We start from the raw sequence: 20080 nt of genomic DNA, 5'->3' as shown, positions 1-20080 counted from the left end.
CGATTTTTAAGTTTGAATTTTAAAGAGAAAAAAAAGATGTTTCACGTGGAACATGGTTTGAAAATGTTCTTTGGGAGTTTAGAATGGAAGTTTAGAATGGAAGTTTAGAATGGAAGATTAGAATGAAAGTTTAGAATGGAAGTTTAGAATGGAAGTTTAGAATGGAAGTTTAGAATGTTTCACGTGAAACATTTCTTTTAGAAGCTCTGTGTGGAAGTTCTTTTTGGAAGTTCTTTTTGGAAGTTCTTTTTGGAAGTTCTTTTTGGAAGTTCTTTTTGGAAGTTTTGTTTGGAAGTTCTTTTTGGAAGTTCTTTTTGGAAGTTCTTTTTGGAAGTTCTTTTTGGAAGTTCTTTTTGGAAGTTTTGTTTGGAAGTTCTGTTTGGAAGTTCTGTTTGGAAGTTCTGTTTGGAAGTTCTGTTTGGAAGTTCTGTTTGGAAGTTCTGTTTGGAAGTTCTGTTTGGAAGTTCTGTTTGGAAGTTCTGTTTGGAAGTTCTGTTTGGAAGTTCTGTTTGGAAGTTCTGTTTGGAAGTTCTGTTTGGAAGTTCTGTTTGGAAGTTCTGTTTGGAAGTTCTGTTTGGAAGTTCTGTTTGGAAGTTCTGTTTGGAAGTTCTGTTTGGAAGTTCTGTTTGGAAGCTCTGTTTCGAAGCTCTGTTTCGAAGCTCTGTTTGGAAGTTCTGCTTTGAGAGTTCTGCTTTGAGAGTTCTGCTTTGAGAGTTCTGCTTTGAGAGTTCTGATTTGGAAGTTCTGATTTGAGAGTTCTGATTTGAGAGTTCTGATTTAAAAGTTCTGATTTAAAAGTTCTGATTTGAGAGTTTCGATTTGAGAGTTTCGATTTGAGAGTTTCGATTTGAGAGTTTCGATTTGAGAGTTTTGATTTGAGAGTTTTGATTTGAGAGTTTTGATTTGAGAGTTTTGATTTGAGAGTTTTGATTTGAGAGTTTTGATTTGAGAGTTTTGATTTGAATGAAGTAAAATGTTTCACGTGAAACATTTTTATTGATTTCAGAATTTAAGAATTCCAGTTGACCTGTTTCAGTTTGAACTTGAAACCTGAAATTTTAAAACTTGAAATGAAATATAAAGTTCCACGTGGAACAAGAAAGAAATAAATTTAATTCTAAAAACCGCGTTAGCGGTTTTTGGAGAATAATAAAACAAAATGTTTTTAGAAGAATACGATGTTATTGTGGTTGGTGCAGGCCATGCTGGTTCTGAAGCTGCGGCTGCGGCTGCAAATTTGGGATCGAAAACTTTATTGGTTACAATGAGTTTGCAAAACATAGCACAGATGTCTTGTAATCCTGCCATGGGTGGAATTGCAAAAGGACAGATTGTTCGTGAAATTGATGCGCTTGGTGGTTATTCAGGAATCGTTTCAGATAAAACTGCGATCCAGTTCAAGATGCTGAATAAATCAAAAGGACCTGCAATGTGGTCGCCAAGAGTTCAAAGTGATAGAATGCGTTTTGCAGAAGAATGGAGAATGATGTTGGAGGCAACTCCAAATCTTGATTTTTATCAAGAAATGGTAAAAGGATTAATTATTGAAGACGGAAAGATAAAAGGAATTAGAACTTCACTAGGAGTGGAGATTCGTTCCAAATCTGTGGTTTTGACAAATGGTACTTTTTTGAACGGTTTAATTCATATTGGAGAAAAACAATTTGGAGGAGGAAGAGCAGGAGAAAGTGCCGCAACCGGAATTACCGAAGATTTGATCAAAGTAGGTTTTGAAGCTGGAAGAATGAAAACAGGAACGCCACCTCGAGTAGATGGGCGTTCTTTAGATTATTCTAAAATGAATGAAGAAAAAGGAGATGCGAAGCCAGCTAAGTTTTCTTATTCAGATGTTACCGCTCCGTTAACGCATCAGCGTTCTTGTTACATGACATACACTTCGTTGAATGTTCATGATATTTTGAGAGAAGGTTTTGATCGTTCTCCAATGTTCAACGGAAGAATCAAAAGTTTAGGACCAAGATATTGTCCTTCTATCGAAGATAAAATAAATCGTTTTGCAGATAAAGAGCGTCACCAATTATTTGTTGAGCCAGAAGGCTGGAATACTTGCGAAGTTTATGTAAACGGATTTTCAACTTCGCTTCCAGAGGATATTCAATTTAAAGCGCTTCGTTCTGTTGCAGGTTTTGAAAATGTAAAATTCTTTAGACCTGGTTATGCTATCGAATATGATTTCTTTCCACCAACGCAATTGAAACATACTTTAGAAACGAAACTAGTTGAAGGATTATATTTCGCAGGACAGATTAATGGAACAACTGGATATGAAGAAGCAGCTTCTCAAGGTTTGATGGCTGGAATAAATGCGCATTTAAAAGTGCACGAAAAAGATCCATTAATTTTAAAACGTGATGAAGCATACATCGGAGTTCTAATTGACGACTTAATTACTAAAGGAACAGAAGAACCATATCGTATGTTTACATCGAGAGCAGAATATAGAACATTGTTGCGTCAAGATAATGCCGATTTCAGATTGACTCCAATGTCATACGAAATTGGTTTAGCTTCTGAAAATCGTTTACGAAGAATGGAAAAGAAACTAAACGAATCTGAAAAGATGGTTCAATTCTTCAAAGAAACAAGTGTTACGATTGCCGAAACAAATCCGATTTTAGAAGCGAAAGAATCGGCTCCAATTTCTCAAGGAGATAAAATGTTCAAGATTTTCTCTCGTCCACAAATTGAATTGGAGGATATGTTGAAATTTGAAAAGGTTTCAGCGTATGTTGAAGAAAATGATTTGGATGAAGAAATTGTAGAGCAAGCAGTAATTCAAGTTAAATATTCTGGTTATATCGAAAAAGAAAGAAATAATGCAGATAAATTGAATCGTTTGGAAGAAGTAAAAATTCCAGACAATTTCGATTATAATAAAATTAAATCCATGTCGATTGAAGCAAAACAGAAATTAAGCAAGATTCGTCCTGTAACTATTTCGCAAGCTTCAAGAATCAGCGGAGTATCACCGAGTGATATTTCGGTGCTTTTGATTTATATGGGAAGGTAAATAATTTTAGATTTTAGATTGCTGATTTCAGATTATTGTAATATTTTGAAAATGACTTGTTCCACGTGAAACTATTTTTCGGTTTTTTATTTTCAGAATCCATTATAAATCTAAAGTCAGAAATCTAAAATTGTTGCTGTTCCACGTGAAACCTTTTGAAAATTTAGTGAAAGAATATCTTATTAAAGCAACTTTACAGGTGTGCTGAATTATGAAAAGTGAAAGAAATCTACAGAAGAATTAAAAATAAAAAAGACAAAAAAATCCTAAAAGCGATATAATTTCGTTTTTAGGATTTGCTATAAATTAAACCCAATATCTATAAATTTAAAAAATGAACGTTTTAAATAAAAAACATTTTCTTACGGTAAAAGACCACTCTGTTTCAAAAGAAATTTTTGATTTGTATTATGATGAAGATTTAGATATGCTAATTACTTCTCCACAACCTGAACTTCAAAATTTAGGTAAATATTACGAAAGCGAAGATTATATTTCGCATACCGACAACAAACGTTCTTTATTTGAAAAAGCATATCACTTTGTGAAAAATATTGCTCTTAAGAATAAATTGAATTTAATTAATAACCAACAACCACAAAAAGGAAAACTTTTAGATATTGGAGCTGGAACTGGAGATTTTCTCTTGACAGCAAAAAATGACAGTTGGGAAACAATTGGAGTAGAGCCGAGCGATCGTGCTAAAAACATTGCAAAAGAAAAAGGAATTTCTTTTGTAGAAGAAATAAACACTTTAGAAAATCATTCTCTGGATGTGATTACTATGTGGCACGTTTTAGAACACGTTCCAGATTTAGAACTTCAGATCCAAGAATTGAAGCGTTTATTAAAACCAACTGGAACATTAATTATTGCGGTTCCGAACTACAAATCATTTGATGCAAACCATTATCAAACTTTTTGGGCTGCTTATGATGTTCCAATTCATTTTTGGCATTTTTCAAAAAAATCAATTCAATTGCTTTTTGAAAGAGTAGATATGAAATTGGAAAAAGTTCTTCCAATGAAGTTCGATTCGTTTTACGTAAGCCTTTTGTCTGAAAAATACAAAACGGGAAAGATGAATTATATTAAAGCTTTTTTGATTGGTTTGAAATCAAATTGGAAAGCGAAGAACTCAAAAGAATATTCATCGCATATTTATATTTTAAAAAATAAATAACACAAAAATACAGAAAGCCATTTTACCCTAAAAGGACAGAGTGGCTTTTTATGGTTGATATAAAAAAAGCAAAAAAGCATCTAAAATACTGCGATAGCGTTGGTTTATGGTGATATTTTTTTCGATAAATAAAAACAATATCATAAATTTTACGCATTTTTTAAACTTTATGTTGATGCTATTGATTTTTTTATATTTTTGTCTTCAATACTTAAAAAAATAGAATTAAAAAAAATGAAAAAAGCATTAGTTATTATCGCACTTTCAGTTTTCGCAGTTTCTTGTAACAAAACAGCAGAGGTAAAGGAAGTAAAAACAGCTTACGTGGATACTTCGGTTTTGATGAAAGAATACACTGAGGCAAAAGATTTAGAGGCAAAGTACAAAGCTCAAGCGGAAGAAAAAGGTAGACAATTACAAGCTGAGATTTCACGTTTTAAACAAGACGCTGCTAATTTTCAAAGCCAGGCACAAGCAAACGGTCAAGCTTGGGCACAGCAAAGAGGAGCTGAATTGCAAAAAAGAGAGCAGCAATTAGGTTATGCACAACAAGCATTAGCACAACAATTACAACAAGAAAGTGGTGTTGAAATGGATTCTCTTGTTAGTGGAGTTAAAAAATTCATTAAAGACTACGGAAAGAAAAACGGTTACTCTTACATCTACGGAACAGGAGATGCTGCTACAATTTTGTATGCTGAAGAGAAATACGATATTACAAAAGAAATTATCAAAGCTTTAAATGATAAATACAAAGCAGAGCCAAAAACAGATGCAAAACCAGCAGCTGAAACAAAAGAAGGCGAAGCTAAAAAATAAAACTACCAAACTAACTAAATTACTGAAAACCTAAATCCACTGCGATTTAGGTTTTTTCTTTTTATAAAAATGCGGTAATTTTATTTTTTTAATACAAGCCCAATGCAGGACGTTTCAGAAGCGGCAGCTTATACTTTGCAATTCATCAATCAGACCCAGAAATCTATTTTCCTTACGGGAAAAGCAGGTACGGGAAAAACTACGCTTTTACGCGAAATTATAGCCACAACGCATAAAAATACTGTGGTCGTTGCACCAACGGGAATCGCTGCTTTGAATGCGGGTGGCGTAACTATTCACTCCATGTTTCAACTTCCGTTTTCTGCGTTTATTCCATCGTATGATGTGAGCGCCCAATTTACAGAAACAGTAAAATTTGAAAACAAAGAATCACTTCGCCGCCATTTCAAAATGAATAACGTCAAGCGAAATGTAATTAAAAACATGGAGCTTCTTGTGATTGATGAAGTGAGTATGATGCGTGCCGATTTGTTGGATGCAGTCGATTTCATGATGCAGACTGTTCGAAGAAACACTCATCCGTTTGGTGGAGTTCAAGTTTTGTTTATTGGAGATTTGCTGCAATTGCCGCCAGTGATTCGCGATGAAGAATGGCGAACACTGAAAAACTACTACCGTGGGAAATTCTTTTTCCATTCTCATGTTCTCCAGACGTATCCGCCGATTTATATCGAATTGTCAAAAATTTACCGCCAGACCGATGATGCTTTTATCTCGGTTTTGAACAATTTAAGAAATAACCAGATCACTCCCGAGGACATAACTATTCTAAATCAATATGTTAAGCCAGATTTTGACTTCAAAGAGAACAAAGGCTATATCACGCTAACAACGCATAATGCTAAGGCTGATTCTATCAACTCGCAGTCAATCAATGATTTAGATGGTAAAGAATATATATATACGCCATTTGTGGTAGGAGATTTTCCAGAAAAGATATTTCCTGTTGAAGAAGAATTGAAATTGAAAGTGGGCGCGCAAATCATGTTCGTTAAAAATGACTTGTCTTTTGAAAAGAGATATTTCAACGGAAAGATGGGCGTAATCAAATCGCTTTCTGACGAAGAAATCTTTGTTCACTTTCCAAAAGAGAACATGACACTCGAAGTGGAGAAGTACGAATGGAAAAATATCCGCTACAAAGTCAACGAACAAACCAAAGATATCGAAGAAGAGGTTTTAGGAACTTTTGCGCATTATCCAATCAAGCTGGCATGGGCGATTACGGTGCACAAAAGCCAAGGTTTAACTTTTGACAAAGCAGCGCTCGATGTATCGCAAGTTTTTCTGCCTGGGCAGGCCTATGTAGCGCTTTCGCGTTTGCGTTCGTTAGACGGGCTTATTTTGCTTTCTCCGATGCAGATGAATGGCATTTCGAACGACCAAGATGTGATGGATTACGCTTTGAACCGAGCAACGGAAGAAACTTTGGAGAAAGCGCTTCACTTCGAAACCAAAAATTTTATTCACAACTATTTGATAAACAGTTTTAATTGGGGAGAATTGGCGCAAGAATGGCGAAATCATCGTTTCAGTTATAACGAAAACGCAGCAGGTTCCGAAAAAACGAAACATGCGGTTTGGGCGCATAAACGAATGGAAATTATAGAACAGCTTTTAGATCCTTCGCAGAAATTCATTTCGCAACTCAATAAAATCTTCATCAAAGAAACGGTCGATTTGTTTTTTGTGAAAGAAAGGGTAGATGCGGCCTACGATTATTTTTTCAAGCCAATGGACAAATTGGTTGATGATCTGATTTATAAAATGGCCGAAATTCAAAAATTTAAAAAAGTAAAAGAATTCTACGAAGAGCTTAACTTTTTGGAAGATCTTCAGACCAAGGCGGTTTTGAGATTGATGAAAGCCAAGTTATTGATCGAAGTGGTTGTGGCCGGCGAAGAAATCAGTAAAGAAAAGTTAACATCGCCAAATATTAAAAATTACAAAACGAACAAAGCAGAAAGGATTCGAGAAGAGCTGAAAACGACAAATACGGACATTTTTAGGACAGAAGAGCCCGTTGTTCGATACAAATCAACTAAGACGGAGAAAGGCGAGCTTAAAACGGCTAAAAAAACGACAGTCGAAGAAACGTACGATTTGTGGATGGATAAAAATTCGGTTGAAGATATTGCGAGAATGCGTAAATTAAATGTTCAAACGATCGAAGGCCATTTGATAAGACTTATTCAGTCGAAGAAAATCGAAATTACCGATGTTCTTCCGTATGATAAAATTTTGGCTTTGAGAGAAGCTTTTCAGTTTTATCAAGAAGAATCTTTGAGTCCTTTGAAAGAAAAATATGGAGATGAATTTACTTGGGACGAACTAAAAATGTTCAAAGCGAGCATCAATTAATTTTTTGAACGTCCCACGTGAAACACGGTTTTCTGTTTTTCAAAAATCTAATTTCTAACGCATTAAATTATTTTTGACATGAAAACATTTAAAATATTACTAACAATTCTGGTGTTTAATTCTTCGTTTTTGATTGCCCAGGATTTGAAACCAGAATATCAAAAGTTCATTTCGAAATTTATTCTCGAAGTAAAAAATGGCGATAAAGATGCAATTGCAAATCGTATAAAATTTCCATTCAAGCGAGATTATCCAATTCCTTCGGTGAAGGATAAAGCAGATTTTGTGAAAAGATATAACCAAATTTTTGATAAGGTTTTAATTGAAAAAATAACAAAATCGGATCCAAAAGATTGGTCAGAAGTGGGATGGCGCGGAATTATGCTAAATCGTGGAGACATGTGGATCGATATTGATGGAAGAATTATTAGCATCAATAATCAATCGGAGGAAGAATTGAAATTAAAAAATTCATTAATCGCAAAGCAGAAAAAAAGAGTAAATTCTTCACTTTCAAATTTTAAAGAACCTGTTGCAGTTCTTGAAACTTCGAAGTTCAGAATTAGAATCGATGATTTAGGAAATGATAATTATCGCTATGCTTCTTGGTCGATCAAACAGGAAATGACTGAAACTCCAGATCTCGTAATCGAAAAAGGAGTTTTTGTTGCAGATGGAACGGGAGGAAACCATTACTTCGATTTTAAAAAAGGCAATTTCAAATACCGATGCTATTTTATTGTTTTGGGACAAAAAGATTCGCCGCCAGCAATATTGACCGTTTATCAGTCTGGAAAAGAAATCCTATCTCAAGACGCAAAAATTGTTTCACGATAAACATTAAAAAAGCCTGATTCAGAACGAATCAGGCTTTTTTGTTTAGATATTTGATAGTACTTTTTCTAATTCTTTTTCTTGAGAAATTTGCGTAAGCTTCAATTTCTGAATTGTAACTTCATTCTCTTTGGTTTTAATTTTTTGCTTTTGAATCTCTTCGTCAGAAACTGATGTAGTCAATATTTTGTTTTCGATTTTCTGATTGGCCTTTTCCAACTTTTCAATTTTATCTCTAGTCGATTTTAACTGGTTTTCAGCCTTAACAAGAGTGTTCTTTTTGGTTTCCAATTCTTTCTGTTCTTTTTTGAGTACAGCAATTTTATCATCAAGCTTTTTATAATTTTCTTTAAGAACTTGCTGTGTTTGAGCTTCGTTCTTCTTTATTTGATTTTCTTGATCAGAATTGGTTTGTTGTGCAAAAATGGACTGAGAGCCTAGTAGTAATAAAAAAGCAAAGGTTTTAAAAATTGTCTTCATGATTGTATTAAATTTTATGAAGACGAATTTATTTGAATAGAGTTTAAGAAGTGTCCATTCAAAGATTTTAAAACAACAGAATAAGGCAAAAAAAATCCTGCTCTTTCGAACAGGATTAAAAGTATTTTATAGATTTTCGACCAGAATCCAGGCTTGTGGATTTTCGCCTTTTTGTATTTCTTTTTGAGCTTGTTCTGCTTCTTTCATTGTAGCATAACTTCCGTACAAAACAGGAAATAAACCGTGTTTGTTTTCTTTCAGCATTCTAGCTTTGAAACCATCTTTAATTAATTGGTTATAAGCTTTTCTAGCATTTTGCTCACTTCTAAAAGCACCTGCCATAATGTGGTAGGGCATTGTGGTTTCGACAGTTTCGACAGCAGCAGAATCTACAGAAAGAGTTACAGCTGGAAGTGGACTTTTGATAAAGAAAGTGGCTTCTTGAATTTTGTTTTGCACTTTTTTCTGAACCGCTTGTTCTACAACAAGTGTTTGGTTATCAATTTGATTTTGGTATAATGGATAACCAATGCTTCCTGTAATTCCTAGTCCTAAAACCAAAATCGCAGCATATCGCAAGAACGGATTCGAAGATTTGGTTTCTTCTTCACTTTCGTATATTAAAACAGCATCTTTTTCTTTTGCTGCAATCTTTTCGATTTTTTTCTCGAATGCCTCTTTTTTCACCATTGGAGAAACAAAAGGACTCAGTCCAAAAGAAGCAGATAAATAGTTGGTCTGATCGTTTGGCTTGAAAACAATATTGCTTTCAGAATTTAAACGTAGCTCTCCAATATTTTTTAAAAGAATTACGCCATCTTCTTCTAATGCTTTTTTCCAATTCAAAATTTCAAAAGCAATCGCGCTAACAGCAAAACCATAAGATGTTTTTTCTGCTTGTGCAATATGATTTGCCAACAATCCGTCATTATTTTTGATACGGCTGTTGAAAGAAATGGTTTTTTTTGGTGGAAAAAACGAATTAGTGCTTTCATTTAGCTGCGCCGAATGAGTTTCTGTTAAAAATGCACCAAACCCTGGAACCGTTACACACTGATAACGATACAATAACTGTGAGATATATACTTCGATTTTCATAGTAACAAAGTTAGACAACGCGTATAGTTATCAAAATTTTATTCACAATTTTTATTAACAATTCAGAATTATTTTTAGACAATTCGTTTTCAATTAATTAAGTGGTTGGTTTTTCTTATTTAAAAAGCACCGTAAGAATTATTTTCTAAATTTATTAAGAAATTACTTTGTTTTATAGATATTTGCGCCTCATAAAAAGTAGATTTATTTTTTCTATTTTACATAATGTTAAAAACAATGAACGATCAGGAATTATTTAATTTACTTGCCTTATTAAAGGTTGATGGAGTGGGAGATATAATGGGCAAAAAATTGCTTAATTCTTTTGGTGATGCCTCGGCTGTTTTTAAAGCTAAAAATTCGCAATTGGCAGCTGTTGACGGAATTGGAAGTGTTTTATTGAAAAATCTGAAAGATAAAAGTGTTTTTGAGAAAGCGGATAAAGAACTTTCGTTTATTAAAAATAACAATATTCAGATTTCTTTTTTTCAGGATGAAAACTATCCAGAACGGCTTAAGCATTGCATTGATGCACCCATTCTGATTTTTACCGCTGGAAATCTGGATTTCAAAAACAAAAGAATAATTAGCATTGTTGGTACGCGTCAGATTACTTCTTATGGAACCGATTTCTGTAAAAAATTGATAGAAGATATTGCTCCTCTGGATCCTGTAATTGTAAGCGGATTTGCTTATGGAGTCGACATCGTGGCGCATCAGGCAGCAATGGATTTTAATTTGCAAACGGTTGGCGTACTGGCTCATGGATTAAATCAAATTTACCCAAGAACTCATAAAAAGTACATGGCCAGAATGGAAAAGAAGGGTGGATTTATAACCGAGTTTTGGAGTGATTCGAATCCGGATAAGGAAAAGTTTGTTCGCAGAAATCGCATCGTGGCAGGAATGGCAGAAGCTACGATCGTGATAGAATCTGCTGATAAAGGCGGATCTTTAATAACGGCAAATATGGCTAATGATTATAATCGGGATGTTTTTGCAGTGCCAGGACGAGTGACCGATAAGTATAGCCAAGGCTGTAATAATTTAATTAAAACTCAGAAAGCAAATGTGTTAACAAGTGCTGCAGATTTGATTTATATGTTGAATTGGGATATTAAAGAAAATCCAAAAACGATTCAGAAACAGCTTTTTATAGAATTAGAACCCGTAGAACAAAAGGTTTATGATTTTCTCCAGAAAAACGGAAAGGAATTATTAGACACCATCGCAATTGAATGTGATATTCCAATCTTCAAACTATCTGGAATTCTGATTGGTATGGAATTAAAAGGCGTTATAAGACCACTTCCTGGAAAACTTTTTGAGTCAATTTAACGCAGAAAATCCTATATATTATTTTCTTATAAAGTGCTTGTACAATCGATATAAAATGTAAATCAGCAATAACCCAAAAACGATATTTAGAATTTGAAATACATACGGCGGAACATTGTAATCTTCAATATACTTATCCATCTTTTTTATTTTTAAGAGGTTAATATACTTGAAGTTACAAAAAATAATTGAAATGAATATTAAAAGAAAAACGCTGACCAGTTTTAAAATGATCAGCGTTTCTTTGAAAACATTTTTTAAATGGAATTACTTCCCAAATCCTAAAACCTCTCTAACCTTTGCCAAAACACCATCGGCAATAACCGAAGCTTTTGCAGCGCCTTTTTTCAACAAAGCGTCAACTTCTTCAAGGTTGTTGATATAGTAGTTATATTTTTCTCTTTCTGTTTTAAATTTTTCTGTAATCAATTCGAACAAAGCTTGTTTAGCATGTCCGTAACCGTAATTTCCTCCTAAATAGTTTGCTCTCATTTGTGCAGTTTGTTCTTCGTTTGCTAGCAAAGAATAGATCGCAAATGCATTACAAGTATCTGGATTTTTTGGAGCTTCAAGTGGAGTCGAATCAGTTTCAATACTCATTACTTGTTTGCGTAATGTTTTGTCATCCAAGAAAATATTGATGATATTGTTTGCAGATTTACTCATTTTTCCTCCGTTAGTTCCAGGAATCAGCATAATGTTTTCCTCAATTTTAGCTTCAGGAAGAACAAAAGTTTCACCCATCTGGTGATTGAAACGAGACGCAACATCACGAGTAATTTCTAAATGCTGCAACTGATCTTTTCCAACAGGAACAAATTCAGCATCATACAATAAAATATCGGCAGCCATTAGCATCGGATATGTGAAAAGTCCAGCGTTAACATCGTCTAAACGATCTGCTTTATCTTTGAAAGAGTGTGCTAATGTCAATCTTTGAAATGGAAAAAAACAACTCAAATACCAAGTCAATTCTGTAGTTTGAACCACATCAGATTGTCTGTAAAAAGTAACTTTGTCAGGATTTAAACCACACGCAAGCCAAGCCGCAGCTGTGCTATAGGTGTTTTCTCTTAAAGTTTTTCCGTCTTTAATCTGTGTGATGGAATGCAAATCGGCAATAAACAAATAAGATTCATTTGCTGGATCGTTTGATAATTCGATTGCCGGAATAATTGCGCCTAATAAATTTCCTAAATGCGGTGTTCCTGTACTTTGAACACCAGTAAGTATTTTTGCCATTCTAGTTTTTTCTTATACTTGATCTGCAAAGTTCGTTTTTTTAGCGCAGAGTTCACAGAGTTTTTCGCAGAGATTAGGAAGATTTTTTGAGTTTTTTGAAGATCACAGTATTTTAGATGTTTTTAAAAATTATTTATTACTCTCCTGATACCATTTTTTAAAAGCGCTTCATTAAAGTTTATTAGTAAACCAAGTTTGTAGTTTCCTAATCTCAAATATGTTAATGTTTGCGCTAAATGGTTTACCGTTAAAGTTTCAACTGCTTTAATTTCAATTATGAATTTGTTTTCAATCAGTAAATCGATACGATAGCCACAGTCTAGTTTTATTTGCTCAAAAATTAACGGCATTGGTTTTTCCTTTTCTACCATTAGACCTTTTTGCTTGAGTTTATAAAATAGACATTCTTGATAAACATTTTCTAACAAACCTGGTCCAAGTTTTCTGTGTATTTCGATTGCTAGACCAATAACACGAGTCGAGATTTCATTTTCATTCATTTTATATTTAATTTTAACGCAGAATTTCGTATAAAAATATAAAAATTTATTCAATGGATTTTGAAAAATTTGAGCTAAACTCAAAAGAATACGAATCTTTGAGAACTTTTACTTTAGTAAATCTCGAAAATTAAATTAAACTTCTTTACTCTGTGGAAAAACTCAGCGATCTCTGTGCTAGAAATAAAAGCAGTGAGGAGAATAAATTCTATATAGAAAATTCATTTCGGTTTTCTTACATTTGAAGCTATGAAAATATTTAAAATTACTTTTTGGATTCTTTGGAGAGTTTGGTTTTACGTTTTGATGGCCATTCCAATACTCATTATGTTACCTTTTCTGGTAGTTTCTATCCTTTCTGAGAAAGGATATCCATATTTCTTTAAAATGGCCCGCATTTGGGCTAAATTCATCCTTTTCGGAATGGGTTTCTTTTATACCGTAAAACGTGAACAGAAGCTCATTAAAGGCAAAAGTTACATGATCGTGGCCAATCACACCTCAATGACCGATATTATGCTTACGTTGGCTTTAATTAAAAATCCGTTTGTTTTTGTTGGGAAGAAAGAGCTGGTAAAGATTCCGCTTTTTGGATTTTTCTATAAAAGAACTTGTATTCTAGTTGACAGAAGTTCGTCTAAAAGTAAAAATGAAGTTTTTAAAAGAGCTCAAAATAGATTAAATCAAGGTTTAAGTATTTGCATTTTCCCAGAGGGAGGAGTTCCAGATGACGAAAGCATTTTGCTGGATGAGTTTAAAGACGGCGCATTTAGATTGGCTATCGATCATCAGATTCCGATTGTGCCAATTGTTTATCCAGATAGTAAGAAACGTTTTTCATATACTTTTTTGAGTGGAAGTCCAGGAAAAATGCGCGCGCGAATTTTACCTTTTGTAGAAACAAAAGGATTGACAAGCGACAACAGAAAAGAATTAAGAGATCAAGTTAGAAACATGATTTATAATGGTTTAATGGATTATCAAAAGGAATAACCATAAAAACATTATGTAAAATACAAAAGCCGATAGATTTAATTATCTACCGGCTTTTCTTTGAATTAAAAACCCCCTATTTTTATTCAAAAGTTATTATCTGTGAATTATCTTTTCTGAAATAAAACGCAATACTTTTTTAAATCTTAATTTGGTTTTTCTTCGGTTTTTACTGTACAACAATTCCATTTTTTCTTTCATGGTTAAAAATATTAATGGTTGATAATAAAGAGTTTAGTTAATAACTCAAGTTAATGTCACATTATTATAGATGTAGAAAAATTAAAAAGGTTGCGTCAAAATTTAAAAAATTTGATAAAACCCGTCAGATGAAGATGCCAACGGGTTTTTAATCAAATAACCAACCAACGTAAATTCTAAAAAAAACTCGAAATTGATATATGGCAGTACCAATTATAAACTGCTTTTTTATAGAGATGGAAGTTTTGTAAAAAGGTTGCGTGAAAATTTCATATTTATTTCAAAATAAAAATAGCCGAGTAATTTTTACATCACTCGGCTATTTAAAAGCGTCTTTTTTCGACTTATTTTTTAGGCATTTGCCAATTCTTTTATGTGTTCTTTAATTTTAATTTCCAGTTCTTCAGCAAGTTCTGGATTATCTTTAATTAAAGTTTTAACAGCGTCACGACCTTGACCTAATTTTGTATCGCCGTAGCTAAACCAAGATCCTGCTTTTTTAACGATATCAAATTCAACTGCTAAGTCTAAGATTTCACCCGTTTTAGAAACACCTTCTCCGTACATAATGTCAAATTCGGCAGTTTTAAATGGTGGTGCAACTTTGTTTTTAACGATTTTTACTTTAGTTCTGTTTCCGATTACATTTTCACCATCTTTAATTTGAGCAGAACGACGAATATCTAAACGAACAGAAGCGTAAAATTTAAGTGCGTTACCTCCAGTTGTAGTTTCTGGATTTCCGAACATAACACCAATTTTTTCACGAAGCTGGTTGATAAAGAAAACAGTACAGTTTGTTTTACTGATAGTTCCAGTAAGTTTTCTCAATGCTTGAGACATCAAACGTGCGTGAAGACCCATTTTAGAATCTCCCATTTCACCTTCAATTTCACTTTTTGGAGTTAAAGCCGCCACAGAGTCAATTACAACAATGTCTATAGCTCCAGAACGAATTAGGTTTTCGGCAATTTCTAAAGCTTGCTCTCCGTTGTCTGGTTGAGAAATAATTAAGTTCTCGATATCAACATTTAATTTCTCAGCATAGTTTCTATCAAATGCGTGCTCGGCATCGATAAAGGCAGCAATACCACCTGCTTTTTGAGCTTCTGCAATAGCGTGAAGCGTCAAAGTTGTTTTTCCAGAAGATTCTGGACCATATATTTCGATAATTCTTCCTTTAGGATATCCGTTTACTCCAAGAGCTAAGTCAACACCTAGTGAGCCAGAAGAAATCGTTTCTACTTCTACAATGGCTCTGTCGCCCATTTTCATTACGGTTCCTTTTCCGTAGGTTTTGTCAAGTTTGTCAAGCGTTAATTGTAGTGCTTTTAATTTGGCTTCTTTCTCTGAACTCATTTTTTTCTAATATCTAAATTATTGTTTTGTCTTTCTGGATAAAAATAAGAAAATTCTTCCGTAATCTTATTGATCTGTTTTATAATTTGTAAAATTACTTCTTTTTTTGAAGTTTGATTGTTCCAAATTGTCACAAAATCGTTCTATAAAAATAAAGCCTTTAATTCTGTAGCATCAGAAGGTTTTATTTTGCCAGCAAGCAATAAACTCAATTGTTTGCGACGAAGCGCTGCATCAAATCGCTGAATTTCTAGCTCGGTTTCTGGAATAATTGCTGGAACTTCAACTGGTCTTCCGGTATCGTCAACAGCAACAAAGGTGTAAATTGCTTCGTTGGCTTTGGTTCTGTTTCCAGATTCGCGGTCTTCTACCCATACGTCAATAAAAACTTCCATCGAACTTTTGAATGATCTTGAAACTTTTGCCTCTACGGTTACAACGCTTCCAAGCGAAATGGCTCTGTTGAAGGCAACGTGATTTACAGAAGCCGTTACTACAATTCGGCGCGAATGTCTGCGGGCTGCAATACTTGCGGCGCGATCCATTCTGGCTAATAATTCACCACCAAAAAGATTGTTTAAAGGATTTGTTTCGCTCGGTAAAACTAAATCAGTTAAAATAGTTAGGGATTCTGAAGGATGTTTTGGATTCATTTTTTTGATCTAAAAATTTAAAAATTGTATTGGTTAATTTAACCAATAAACAGCCATAACGGCTGGTATAAAATATATAACAATGGTTCTCGCACCATCGTAATCTTTTGCAAGTCTTTGTCCTAAAAGCATCATTAACAAACAGATACATGAAAAGATAGCTCCGTAAAAACCAAATTCTCTGCCATTATTTGTAAATAATTGAATTCCTCCAACAACACATAAAATTCCAGAAATTAATTCCAAAATTAGTAAATGTAAAAGAGCCAGCGGAACCTGATTTTTTAGTGGTGTTTTGGCAAAGTGTTCTTTTAGCCAAGCCACATTATCTTTCCAATAAAAAATTTTTTCGTAACCCGATTGTAAAAAAGTTAAAGCTAGAAAAGCTAAAAGTAAAATTGAGGCAACATTGTTCATTATGAATTATTTTTTATGAATTAAACGAGTCAATTTGATGGATAAATCGGTAAGGATTATTTTTGCATTTCCATTTCTTTCAATATGATACAAAGCATCTGAAAGCTCTTTGAATATTTCGTGAATGTTATTTCCGTTTACGAAAGGAGCAAAATTTTCTAATTTGAATTTATCGACCTTGGGCTCTATATAAACCAAACTTGGCGTCTGATAATTTAGCATTAGAGCTTGTCTAAACATTTCGATACAATACTGAATGAATTTTTTCTGACTTTCGCGTCCCAGTGCTGCAATTTGTTCGCTCCAAGAAATTAAATCTTGAATGGCCGCAGCATTTCCTTTTGCTCTAAAAGCGGCGCGTACCCAATTAACAAACCATTGTTCGAACGGAAGATCATCATCATCTTCTTTTAACAAATGCAATGCTTTACTAAAATTACCTTGCGCCTGATGTGCAATTTTTTTGGCTAAGCCGGCATCTATATTTTCTTGGGCAATTAAAGCATCGGCAATAACTTTTTCTGGCAATCCGTTAAAATGAATTACCTGGCAGCGCGAACGTATGGTTTGGATAATATCTTCTTCGTTTTCAGAAATCAGAATAAACATGGTTTTTTCTGAAGGTTCTTCCAGAAGTTTTAGAAGTTTGTTGGAAGCGGCGATATTCATTTTATCGGCCATCCAGATAATCATGATTTTGTATCCGCCTTCGTACGATTTTAGCGAAAGCGATTTTAAAACTTCCTGTGCATCTTCAACACGAATTTCTCCTTGTTTGTTTTGTACACCCAGAATTTTATACCAATCGAACAAACCTCCGTAAGGCATTTCTTGAATAAAGCTGCGCCAATCTTGAATAAAATCTAAACTCTTAGGTTTTGTTTTTACATCTTCGGTTGTAACGGTTGGATAAATAAAATGGAGATCGGGATGAGAGATGTTATCAAACTTTAGATTACAAGAATCGTTTCCGTTTAAATTTTCATCGCCGGTATTGCTACACAAAATATATTGAGCATAAGCAATGGCAGTTATTAATGTGCCACTTCCTTCTGGACCAACAAATAATTGTGCATGAGGAATTCTACCAGAAGCAGCACTTTTTATCAAGTGGCTTTTGATGTAATCTTGACCTAAAATTTGAGAAAATTGCATTGCGCAAAGATAGAAGAAAATGTGGAGGCAAAAATTTTCAGGATAAGATTATTTAGTAGTTCACAATTTTCAAATTCGGAGTCGAAGTGAGGAGATGATTTTTAAAAAATTCGGATCATTTTCGACAGAATTTTGTTAATAAATATCTTCAAGTGAGTAAATATCAAGATGTTTTTGTTAATATTTTTTTTCGAAATTCGACAAACGGAGGTTTTTTTTGGCTATTTATAGAGTTAATTTTTTATTTTTTATAGATAATCTCTTACGATTTTTTAATTAACATTTTTAACAAAAAGCCCGTTAAAACGCACATTTTCTCGACATAAGACTGGTTTTTAAGGTTTTTTTAAGGAAATTTTTTGAAAAAAAAATTCATTAGAGTTGTAATTTAAGTTAATTTCTATATTTTTGTTTTTATCAACAACCAATTATAAAATAAGAATCTATGAAAGGGAAAATTATTCTATTTAGTGCTTTTTTTATCTTAACTACTGCGGCTGTTTCAGCACAAGCTAAAAACGCACCGAGAAGTATTATTAGTACAACTGCTCTTATCCGAAAATACCATGATCAAAAAGAATTAAGTGGTATGCAAAAGGGTGAACTTTTGGAATTATACATCGAGCGTATCAAAGTATTAGTTAAAACTCTCCCTTACATTGCTTTGGTTACTAAACCTGGAGTTACTATGGCCGACCTTGGTATTCCAGACGATAGTGAACACAAAAAAGTTTTGGATGCTCAAGCAGTTGGTACAACAACATTTTTGGATACAACTGTAGAATTCCAAAGAAAAATGATGCCTTACTCTGATAAAGGAAATCTAATCGCGGCAATTTTGTTCTACGAAAGTACATTGAAATCATTACACGAGTTCAACGATTTGAACGAAATGTAATAAAGCATTTTTTTTGAAATTTTTTTCTGGAAAGTCTCAGTAAAATATTGCTTTGACATTCTTCGAAAACAAAATAAAAAAAACTCATTCTCGAGGGTTCTGTAAAATTCCAGAAAATTCGAGAGGAGTTTTTGCATTTGCGCATACCCAAATTTATTATTAACCGTAATACCCCCTTATCATGAAAAAAATTACTCAATTGATCTGCGTTCTTTTGACAGTTACGAGTATGAGTGCTCAACAAGAGAAAGGAATTATGGGCTACACTAATTGGTTAAACAACTGGACCGAGTTTAAGCCTAATAAAGTTGACTATGGAGAAGCAAACCAAATTTTAGCAGGAAACATTTCTGTTAATACTAAATTGCTAAAAAGAAATATCTACGTTCTACAAGGAAACGTTTATGTTACAAACAATGCTGTTTTAACTATCGAACCTGGAACTGTAATTATTGGTGACTTCGAAACAAAAGGAACATTGGTAATTACAAAAGGTGCACAATTAGTGGCTGATGGTTTAGAAACAGATCCAATTGTATTTACTTCAAACCGCAGCATGAAAAAAGCTGGAGATTGGGGTGGAATTGTAATCCTTGGAGATGCACCAATTAACAAATTCGGAAATGTTGGTTCTTATAACCTTGACCTAGATCCTACAATGACTACTTACGGTGGTGATAATGTAGCTTCAAACTCTGGAGTTTTAAGATTCGTTAGAATCGAGTTTGCTGGTAAAAAAGTAAAGGGTTCAGATACTTTCAACGGTTTGACTCTTGCAGCTGTTGGAAACAAAACTGTTCTTGAAAACATTATGGTAAGTTACGCTGGAGGAGATTCTTTCGGAGTCTTAGGTGGTGACTTAAATGCTACAAAATTCGTATCTTATAAATCAGTTAACGACGACTTTAAATTTTCTCAAGGAGTTCAATGTCGTTTCTTCAACTCTCTAGCAGTTAGATCTTCTTACTTCTCAAGTACTAAAGACGGATCTCGTTGTATGGAGGTTAAATCTTATGAGAAGAAAAGTGAAACAGACTTCACTAAAAAACAAACTTTAGTTGTTGCTAGTAATATTACAATGGTTAACGACAGCGAAAACATTAAAGCTGATATTCAAGCAGGTTTAGTAAAAGAGGCTGTTTATGTAGCAGAGAATGCTTCTCTTGAAATGAAAAGAAGTGTAATCTCTGGATTTAACCCTGCTGTATTATTAGATAGCAAAACTGAAATCAATGATGCCAACCTTAAAAAAATCAAATTTGAGGAAATGTACTTCAACTTATGTAATGGAAACATCTTTACAGAGTACAATTCTAACAATGAAGATCTAGAAAGTTGGTATGGAAACAGTGTTTTCTTTAACGTAATGTCACAAAGTGACAACAAAGAAACATTCATTGATATGTTCAATCCAAAAAAACCAGATTTTAGATTACAATTAGGAAAAATCACAGCTTCTAGCGGTAATAGATAAATAGTTTCGATTTTTATTTCCCA

19 protein-coding genes are annotated in these 20080 nt (G+C 33.6%); 9 read left to right on the top strand and 10 right to left on the bottom strand.

Going from position 1 to position 20080, the window contains the following annotated elements:
- Positions 1 to 169 precede the first annotated feature (169 nt).
- Positions 170 to 991, bottom strand: coding sequence for a hypothetical protein (locus QLQ95_RS08225; RefSeq protein ID WP_482503379.1), 822 nt, complete (start codon positions 989 to 991; stop codon positions 170 to 172).
- Positions 992 to 1159: 168 nt separating this feature from the next.
- Here QLQ95_RS08225 and mnmG point away from each other — a divergent pair, with 168 nt between their 5' ends.
- The 5 genes from mnmG to QLQ95_RS08200 all read left to right on the top strand — a co-directional run bounded on the left by mnmG (position 1160) and on the right by QLQ95_RS08200 (position 8252).
- A complete protein-coding gene (gene mnmG, locus QLQ95_RS08220) occupies positions 1160 to 3031 on the top strand; it encodes a tRNA uridine-5-carboxymethylaminomethyl(34) synthesis enzyme MnmG (protein ID WP_320495377.1) in 1872 nt (623 codons plus the stop codon).
- A 334-nt stretch (positions 3032 to 3365) separates the two neighbouring features.
- Positions 3366 to 4214, top strand: coding sequence for a class I SAM-dependent methyltransferase (locus QLQ95_RS08215; protein ID WP_482503377.1), 849 nt, complete (start codon positions 3366 to 3368; stop codon positions 4212 to 4214).
- A 234-nt stretch (positions 4215 to 4448) separates the two neighbouring features.
- Entirely contained in the window at positions 4449 to 5033 is a 585-nt protein-coding gene (locus QLQ95_RS08210) for an OmpH/Skp family outer membrane protein (protein ID WP_095930173.1), read from the top strand.
- Between the two features lie 102 nt (positions 5034 to 5135).
- Complete coding sequence (locus tag QLQ95_RS08205; protein ID WP_482503375.1) at positions 5136 to 7415, top strand: helix-turn-helix domain-containing protein; 2280 nt, start codon at positions 5136 to 5138, stop codon at positions 7413 to 7415.
- 78 nt (positions 7416 to 7493) lie between these two features.
- Positions 7494 to 8252: a hypothetical protein gene (locus tag QLQ95_RS08200; protein ID WP_320495381.1), complete on the top strand. Its 759-nt coding sequence runs from the start codon at positions 7494 to 7496 to the stop codon at positions 8250 to 8252.
- 42 nt (positions 8253 to 8294) lie between these two features.
- Here QLQ95_RS08200 and QLQ95_RS08195 read toward each other — a convergent pair whose 3' ends face one another.
- Positions 8295 to 8729 (bottom strand): hypothetical protein, encoded by a 435-nt coding sequence (locus tag QLQ95_RS08195; RefSeq protein WP_428237570.1) that lies wholly within the window; start codon positions 8727 to 8729, stop codon positions 8295 to 8297.
- A 126-nt stretch (positions 8730 to 8855) separates the two neighbouring features.
- Entirely contained in the window at positions 8856 to 9827 is a 972-nt protein-coding gene (locus QLQ95_RS08190; protein ID WP_250834664.1) for an HU domain-containing protein, read from the bottom strand.
- Positions 9828 to 10064: 237 nt separating this feature from the next.
- Between QLQ95_RS08190 and dprA the strand changes: the two genes are divergently transcribed.
- Complete coding sequence (dprA, locus tag QLQ95_RS08185; protein ID WP_482503372.1) at positions 10065 to 11165, top strand: DNA-processing protein DprA; 1101 nt, start codon at positions 10065 to 10067, stop codon at positions 11163 to 11165.
- 18 nt (positions 11166 to 11183) lie between these two features.
- Here the strand turns inward: dprA and QLQ95_RS08180 are convergent, their stop codons facing one another.
- The 3 genes from QLQ95_RS08180 to QLQ95_RS08170 all read right to left on the bottom strand — a co-directional run bounded on the left by QLQ95_RS08180 (position 11184) and on the right by QLQ95_RS08170 (position 12907).
- Entirely contained in the window at positions 11184 to 11306 is a 123-nt protein-coding gene (locus QLQ95_RS08180; protein ID WP_256385528.1) for a hypothetical protein, read from the bottom strand.
- Between the two features lie 126 nt (positions 11307 to 11432).
- Entirely contained in the window at positions 11433 to 12407 is a 975-nt protein-coding gene (trpS, locus tag QLQ95_RS08175; protein WP_482503370.1) for a tryptophan--tRNA ligase, read from the bottom strand.
- A 122-nt stretch (positions 12408 to 12529) separates the two neighbouring features.
- Complete coding sequence (locus QLQ95_RS08170) at positions 12530 to 12907, bottom strand: GxxExxY protein (RefSeq protein ID WP_482503368.1); 378 nt, start codon at positions 12905 to 12907, stop codon at positions 12530 to 12532.
- A gap of 249 nt (positions 12908 to 13156) precedes the next feature.
- Between QLQ95_RS08170 and QLQ95_RS08165 the strand changes: the two genes are divergently transcribed.
- Entirely contained in the window at positions 13157 to 13900 is a 744-nt protein-coding gene (locus tag QLQ95_RS08165) for a lysophospholipid acyltransferase family protein (protein ID WP_320495390.1), read from the top strand.
- Between the two features lie 552 nt (positions 13901 to 14452).
- Here the strand turns inward: QLQ95_RS08165 and recA are convergent.
- The 4 genes from recA to QLQ95_RS08145 all read right to left on the bottom strand — a co-directional run bounded on the left by recA (position 14453) and on the right by QLQ95_RS08145 (position 17685).
- On the bottom strand, positions 14453 to 15460 hold the full coding sequence (gene recA, locus QLQ95_RS08160) for a recombinase RecA (protein ID WP_095930180.1): 1008 nt from the start codon (positions 15458 to 15460) through the stop codon (positions 14453 to 14455).
- A gap of 143 nt (positions 15461 to 15603) precedes the next feature.
- Positions 15604 to 16113, bottom strand: coding sequence for an acyl-CoA thioesterase (locus tag QLQ95_RS08155; RefSeq protein ID WP_095930181.1), 510 nt, complete (start codon positions 16111 to 16113; stop codon positions 15604 to 15606).
- A gap of 33 nt (positions 16114 to 16146) precedes the next feature.
- A complete protein-coding gene (locus QLQ95_RS08150; protein ID WP_428237573.1) occupies positions 16147 to 16530 on the bottom strand; it encodes a DoxX family protein in 384 nt (127 codons plus the stop codon).
- A 6-nt stretch (positions 16531 to 16536) separates the two neighbouring features.
- On the bottom strand, positions 16537 to 17685 hold the full coding sequence (locus tag QLQ95_RS08145) for a DNA polymerase III subunit (protein ID WP_095930183.1): 1149 nt from the start codon (positions 17683 to 17685) through the stop codon (positions 16537 to 16539).
- A gap of 445 nt (positions 17686 to 18130) precedes the next feature.
- Between QLQ95_RS08145 and QLQ95_RS08140 the strand changes: the two genes are divergently transcribed.
- Complete coding sequence (locus QLQ95_RS08140; protein ID WP_095930184.1) at positions 18131 to 18583, top strand: hypothetical protein; 453 nt, start codon at positions 18131 to 18133, stop codon at positions 18581 to 18583.
- Positions 18584 to 18764: 181 nt separating this feature from the next.
- On the top strand, positions 18765 to 20057 hold the full coding sequence (locus QLQ95_RS08135; protein WP_482503364.1) for a hypothetical protein: 1293 nt from the start codon (positions 18765 to 18767) through the stop codon (positions 20055 to 20057).
- Positions 20058 to 20080 lie beyond the last annotated feature (23 nt).

The organism is Flavobacterium sp. B330r (genome assembly GCF_056824325.1).
Note: the sequence above shows the minus strand (reverse complement) of the source record. Positions and strands in the feature narration are given on the sequence as shown.

Bases quoted from the DNA above. Each gene is read 5' to 3' on its own strand.
- QLQ95_RS08225 (WP_482503379.1), bottom strand. From the start codon at position 991: ATGTTTCACGTGAAACATTTTACTTCATTCAAATCAAAACTCTCAAAT.
- mnmG (WP_320495377.1), top strand. From the start codon at position 1,160: ATGTTTTTAGAAGAATACGATGTTATTGTGGTTGGTGCAGGCCATGCT.
- QLQ95_RS08215 (WP_482503377.1), top strand. From the start codon at position 3,366: ATGAACGTTTTAAATAAAAAACATTTTCTTACGGTAAAAGACCACTCT.
- QLQ95_RS08210 (WP_095930173.1), top strand. From the start codon at position 4,449: ATGAAAAAAGCATTAGTTATTATCGCACTTTCAGTTTTCGCAGTTTCT.
- QLQ95_RS08205 (WP_482503375.1), top strand. From the start codon at position 5,136: ATGCAGGACGTTTCAGAAGCGGCAGCTTATACTTTGCAATTCATCAAT.
- QLQ95_RS08200 (WP_320495381.1), top strand. From the start codon at position 7,494: ATGAAAACATTTAAAATATTACTAACAATTCTGGTGTTTAATTCTTCG.
- QLQ95_RS08195 (WP_428237570.1), bottom strand. From the start codon at position 8,729: ATGAAGACAATTTTTAAAACCTTTGCTTTTTTATTACTACTAGGCTCT.
- QLQ95_RS08190 (WP_250834664.1), bottom strand. From the start codon at position 9,827: ATGAAAATCGAAGTATATATCTCACAGTTATTGTATCGTTATCAGTGT.
- dprA (WP_482503372.1), top strand. From the start codon at position 10,065: ATGAACGATCAGGAATTATTTAATTTACTTGCCTTATTAAAGGTTGAT.
- QLQ95_RS08180 (WP_256385528.1), bottom strand. From the start codon at position 11,306: ATGGATAAGTATATTGAAGATTACAATGTTCCGCCGTATGTATTTCAA.
- trpS (WP_482503370.1), bottom strand. From the start codon at position 12,407: ATGGCAAAAATACTTACTGGTGTTCAAAGTACAGGAACACCGCATTTA.
- QLQ95_RS08170 (WP_482503368.1), bottom strand. From the start codon at position 12,907: ATGAATGAAAATGAAATCTCGACTCGTGTTATTGGTCTAGCAATCGAA.
- QLQ95_RS08165 (WP_320495390.1), top strand. From the start codon at position 13,157: ATGAAAATATTTAAAATTACTTTTTGGATTCTTTGGAGAGTTTGGTTT.
- recA (WP_095930180.1), bottom strand. From the start codon at position 15,460: ATGAGTTCAGAGAAAGAAGCCAAATTAAAAGCACTACAATTAACGCTT.
- QLQ95_RS08155 (WP_095930181.1), bottom strand. From the start codon at position 16,113: ATGAATCCAAAACATCCTTCAGAATCCCTAACTATTTTAACTGATTTA.
- QLQ95_RS08150 (WP_428237573.1), bottom strand. From the start codon at position 16,530: ATGAACAATGTTGCCTCAATTTTACTTTTAGCTTTTCTAGCTTTAACT.
- QLQ95_RS08145 (WP_095930183.1), bottom strand. From the start codon at position 17,685: ATGCAATTTTCTCAAATTTTAGGTCAAGATTACATCAAAAGCCACTTG.
- QLQ95_RS08140 (WP_095930184.1), top strand. From the start codon at position 18,131: ATGAAAGGGAAAATTATTCTATTTAGTGCTTTTTTTATCTTAACTACT.
- QLQ95_RS08135 (WP_482503364.1), top strand. From the start codon at position 18,765: ATGAAAAAAATTACTCAATTGATCTGCGTTCTTTTGACAGTTACGAGT.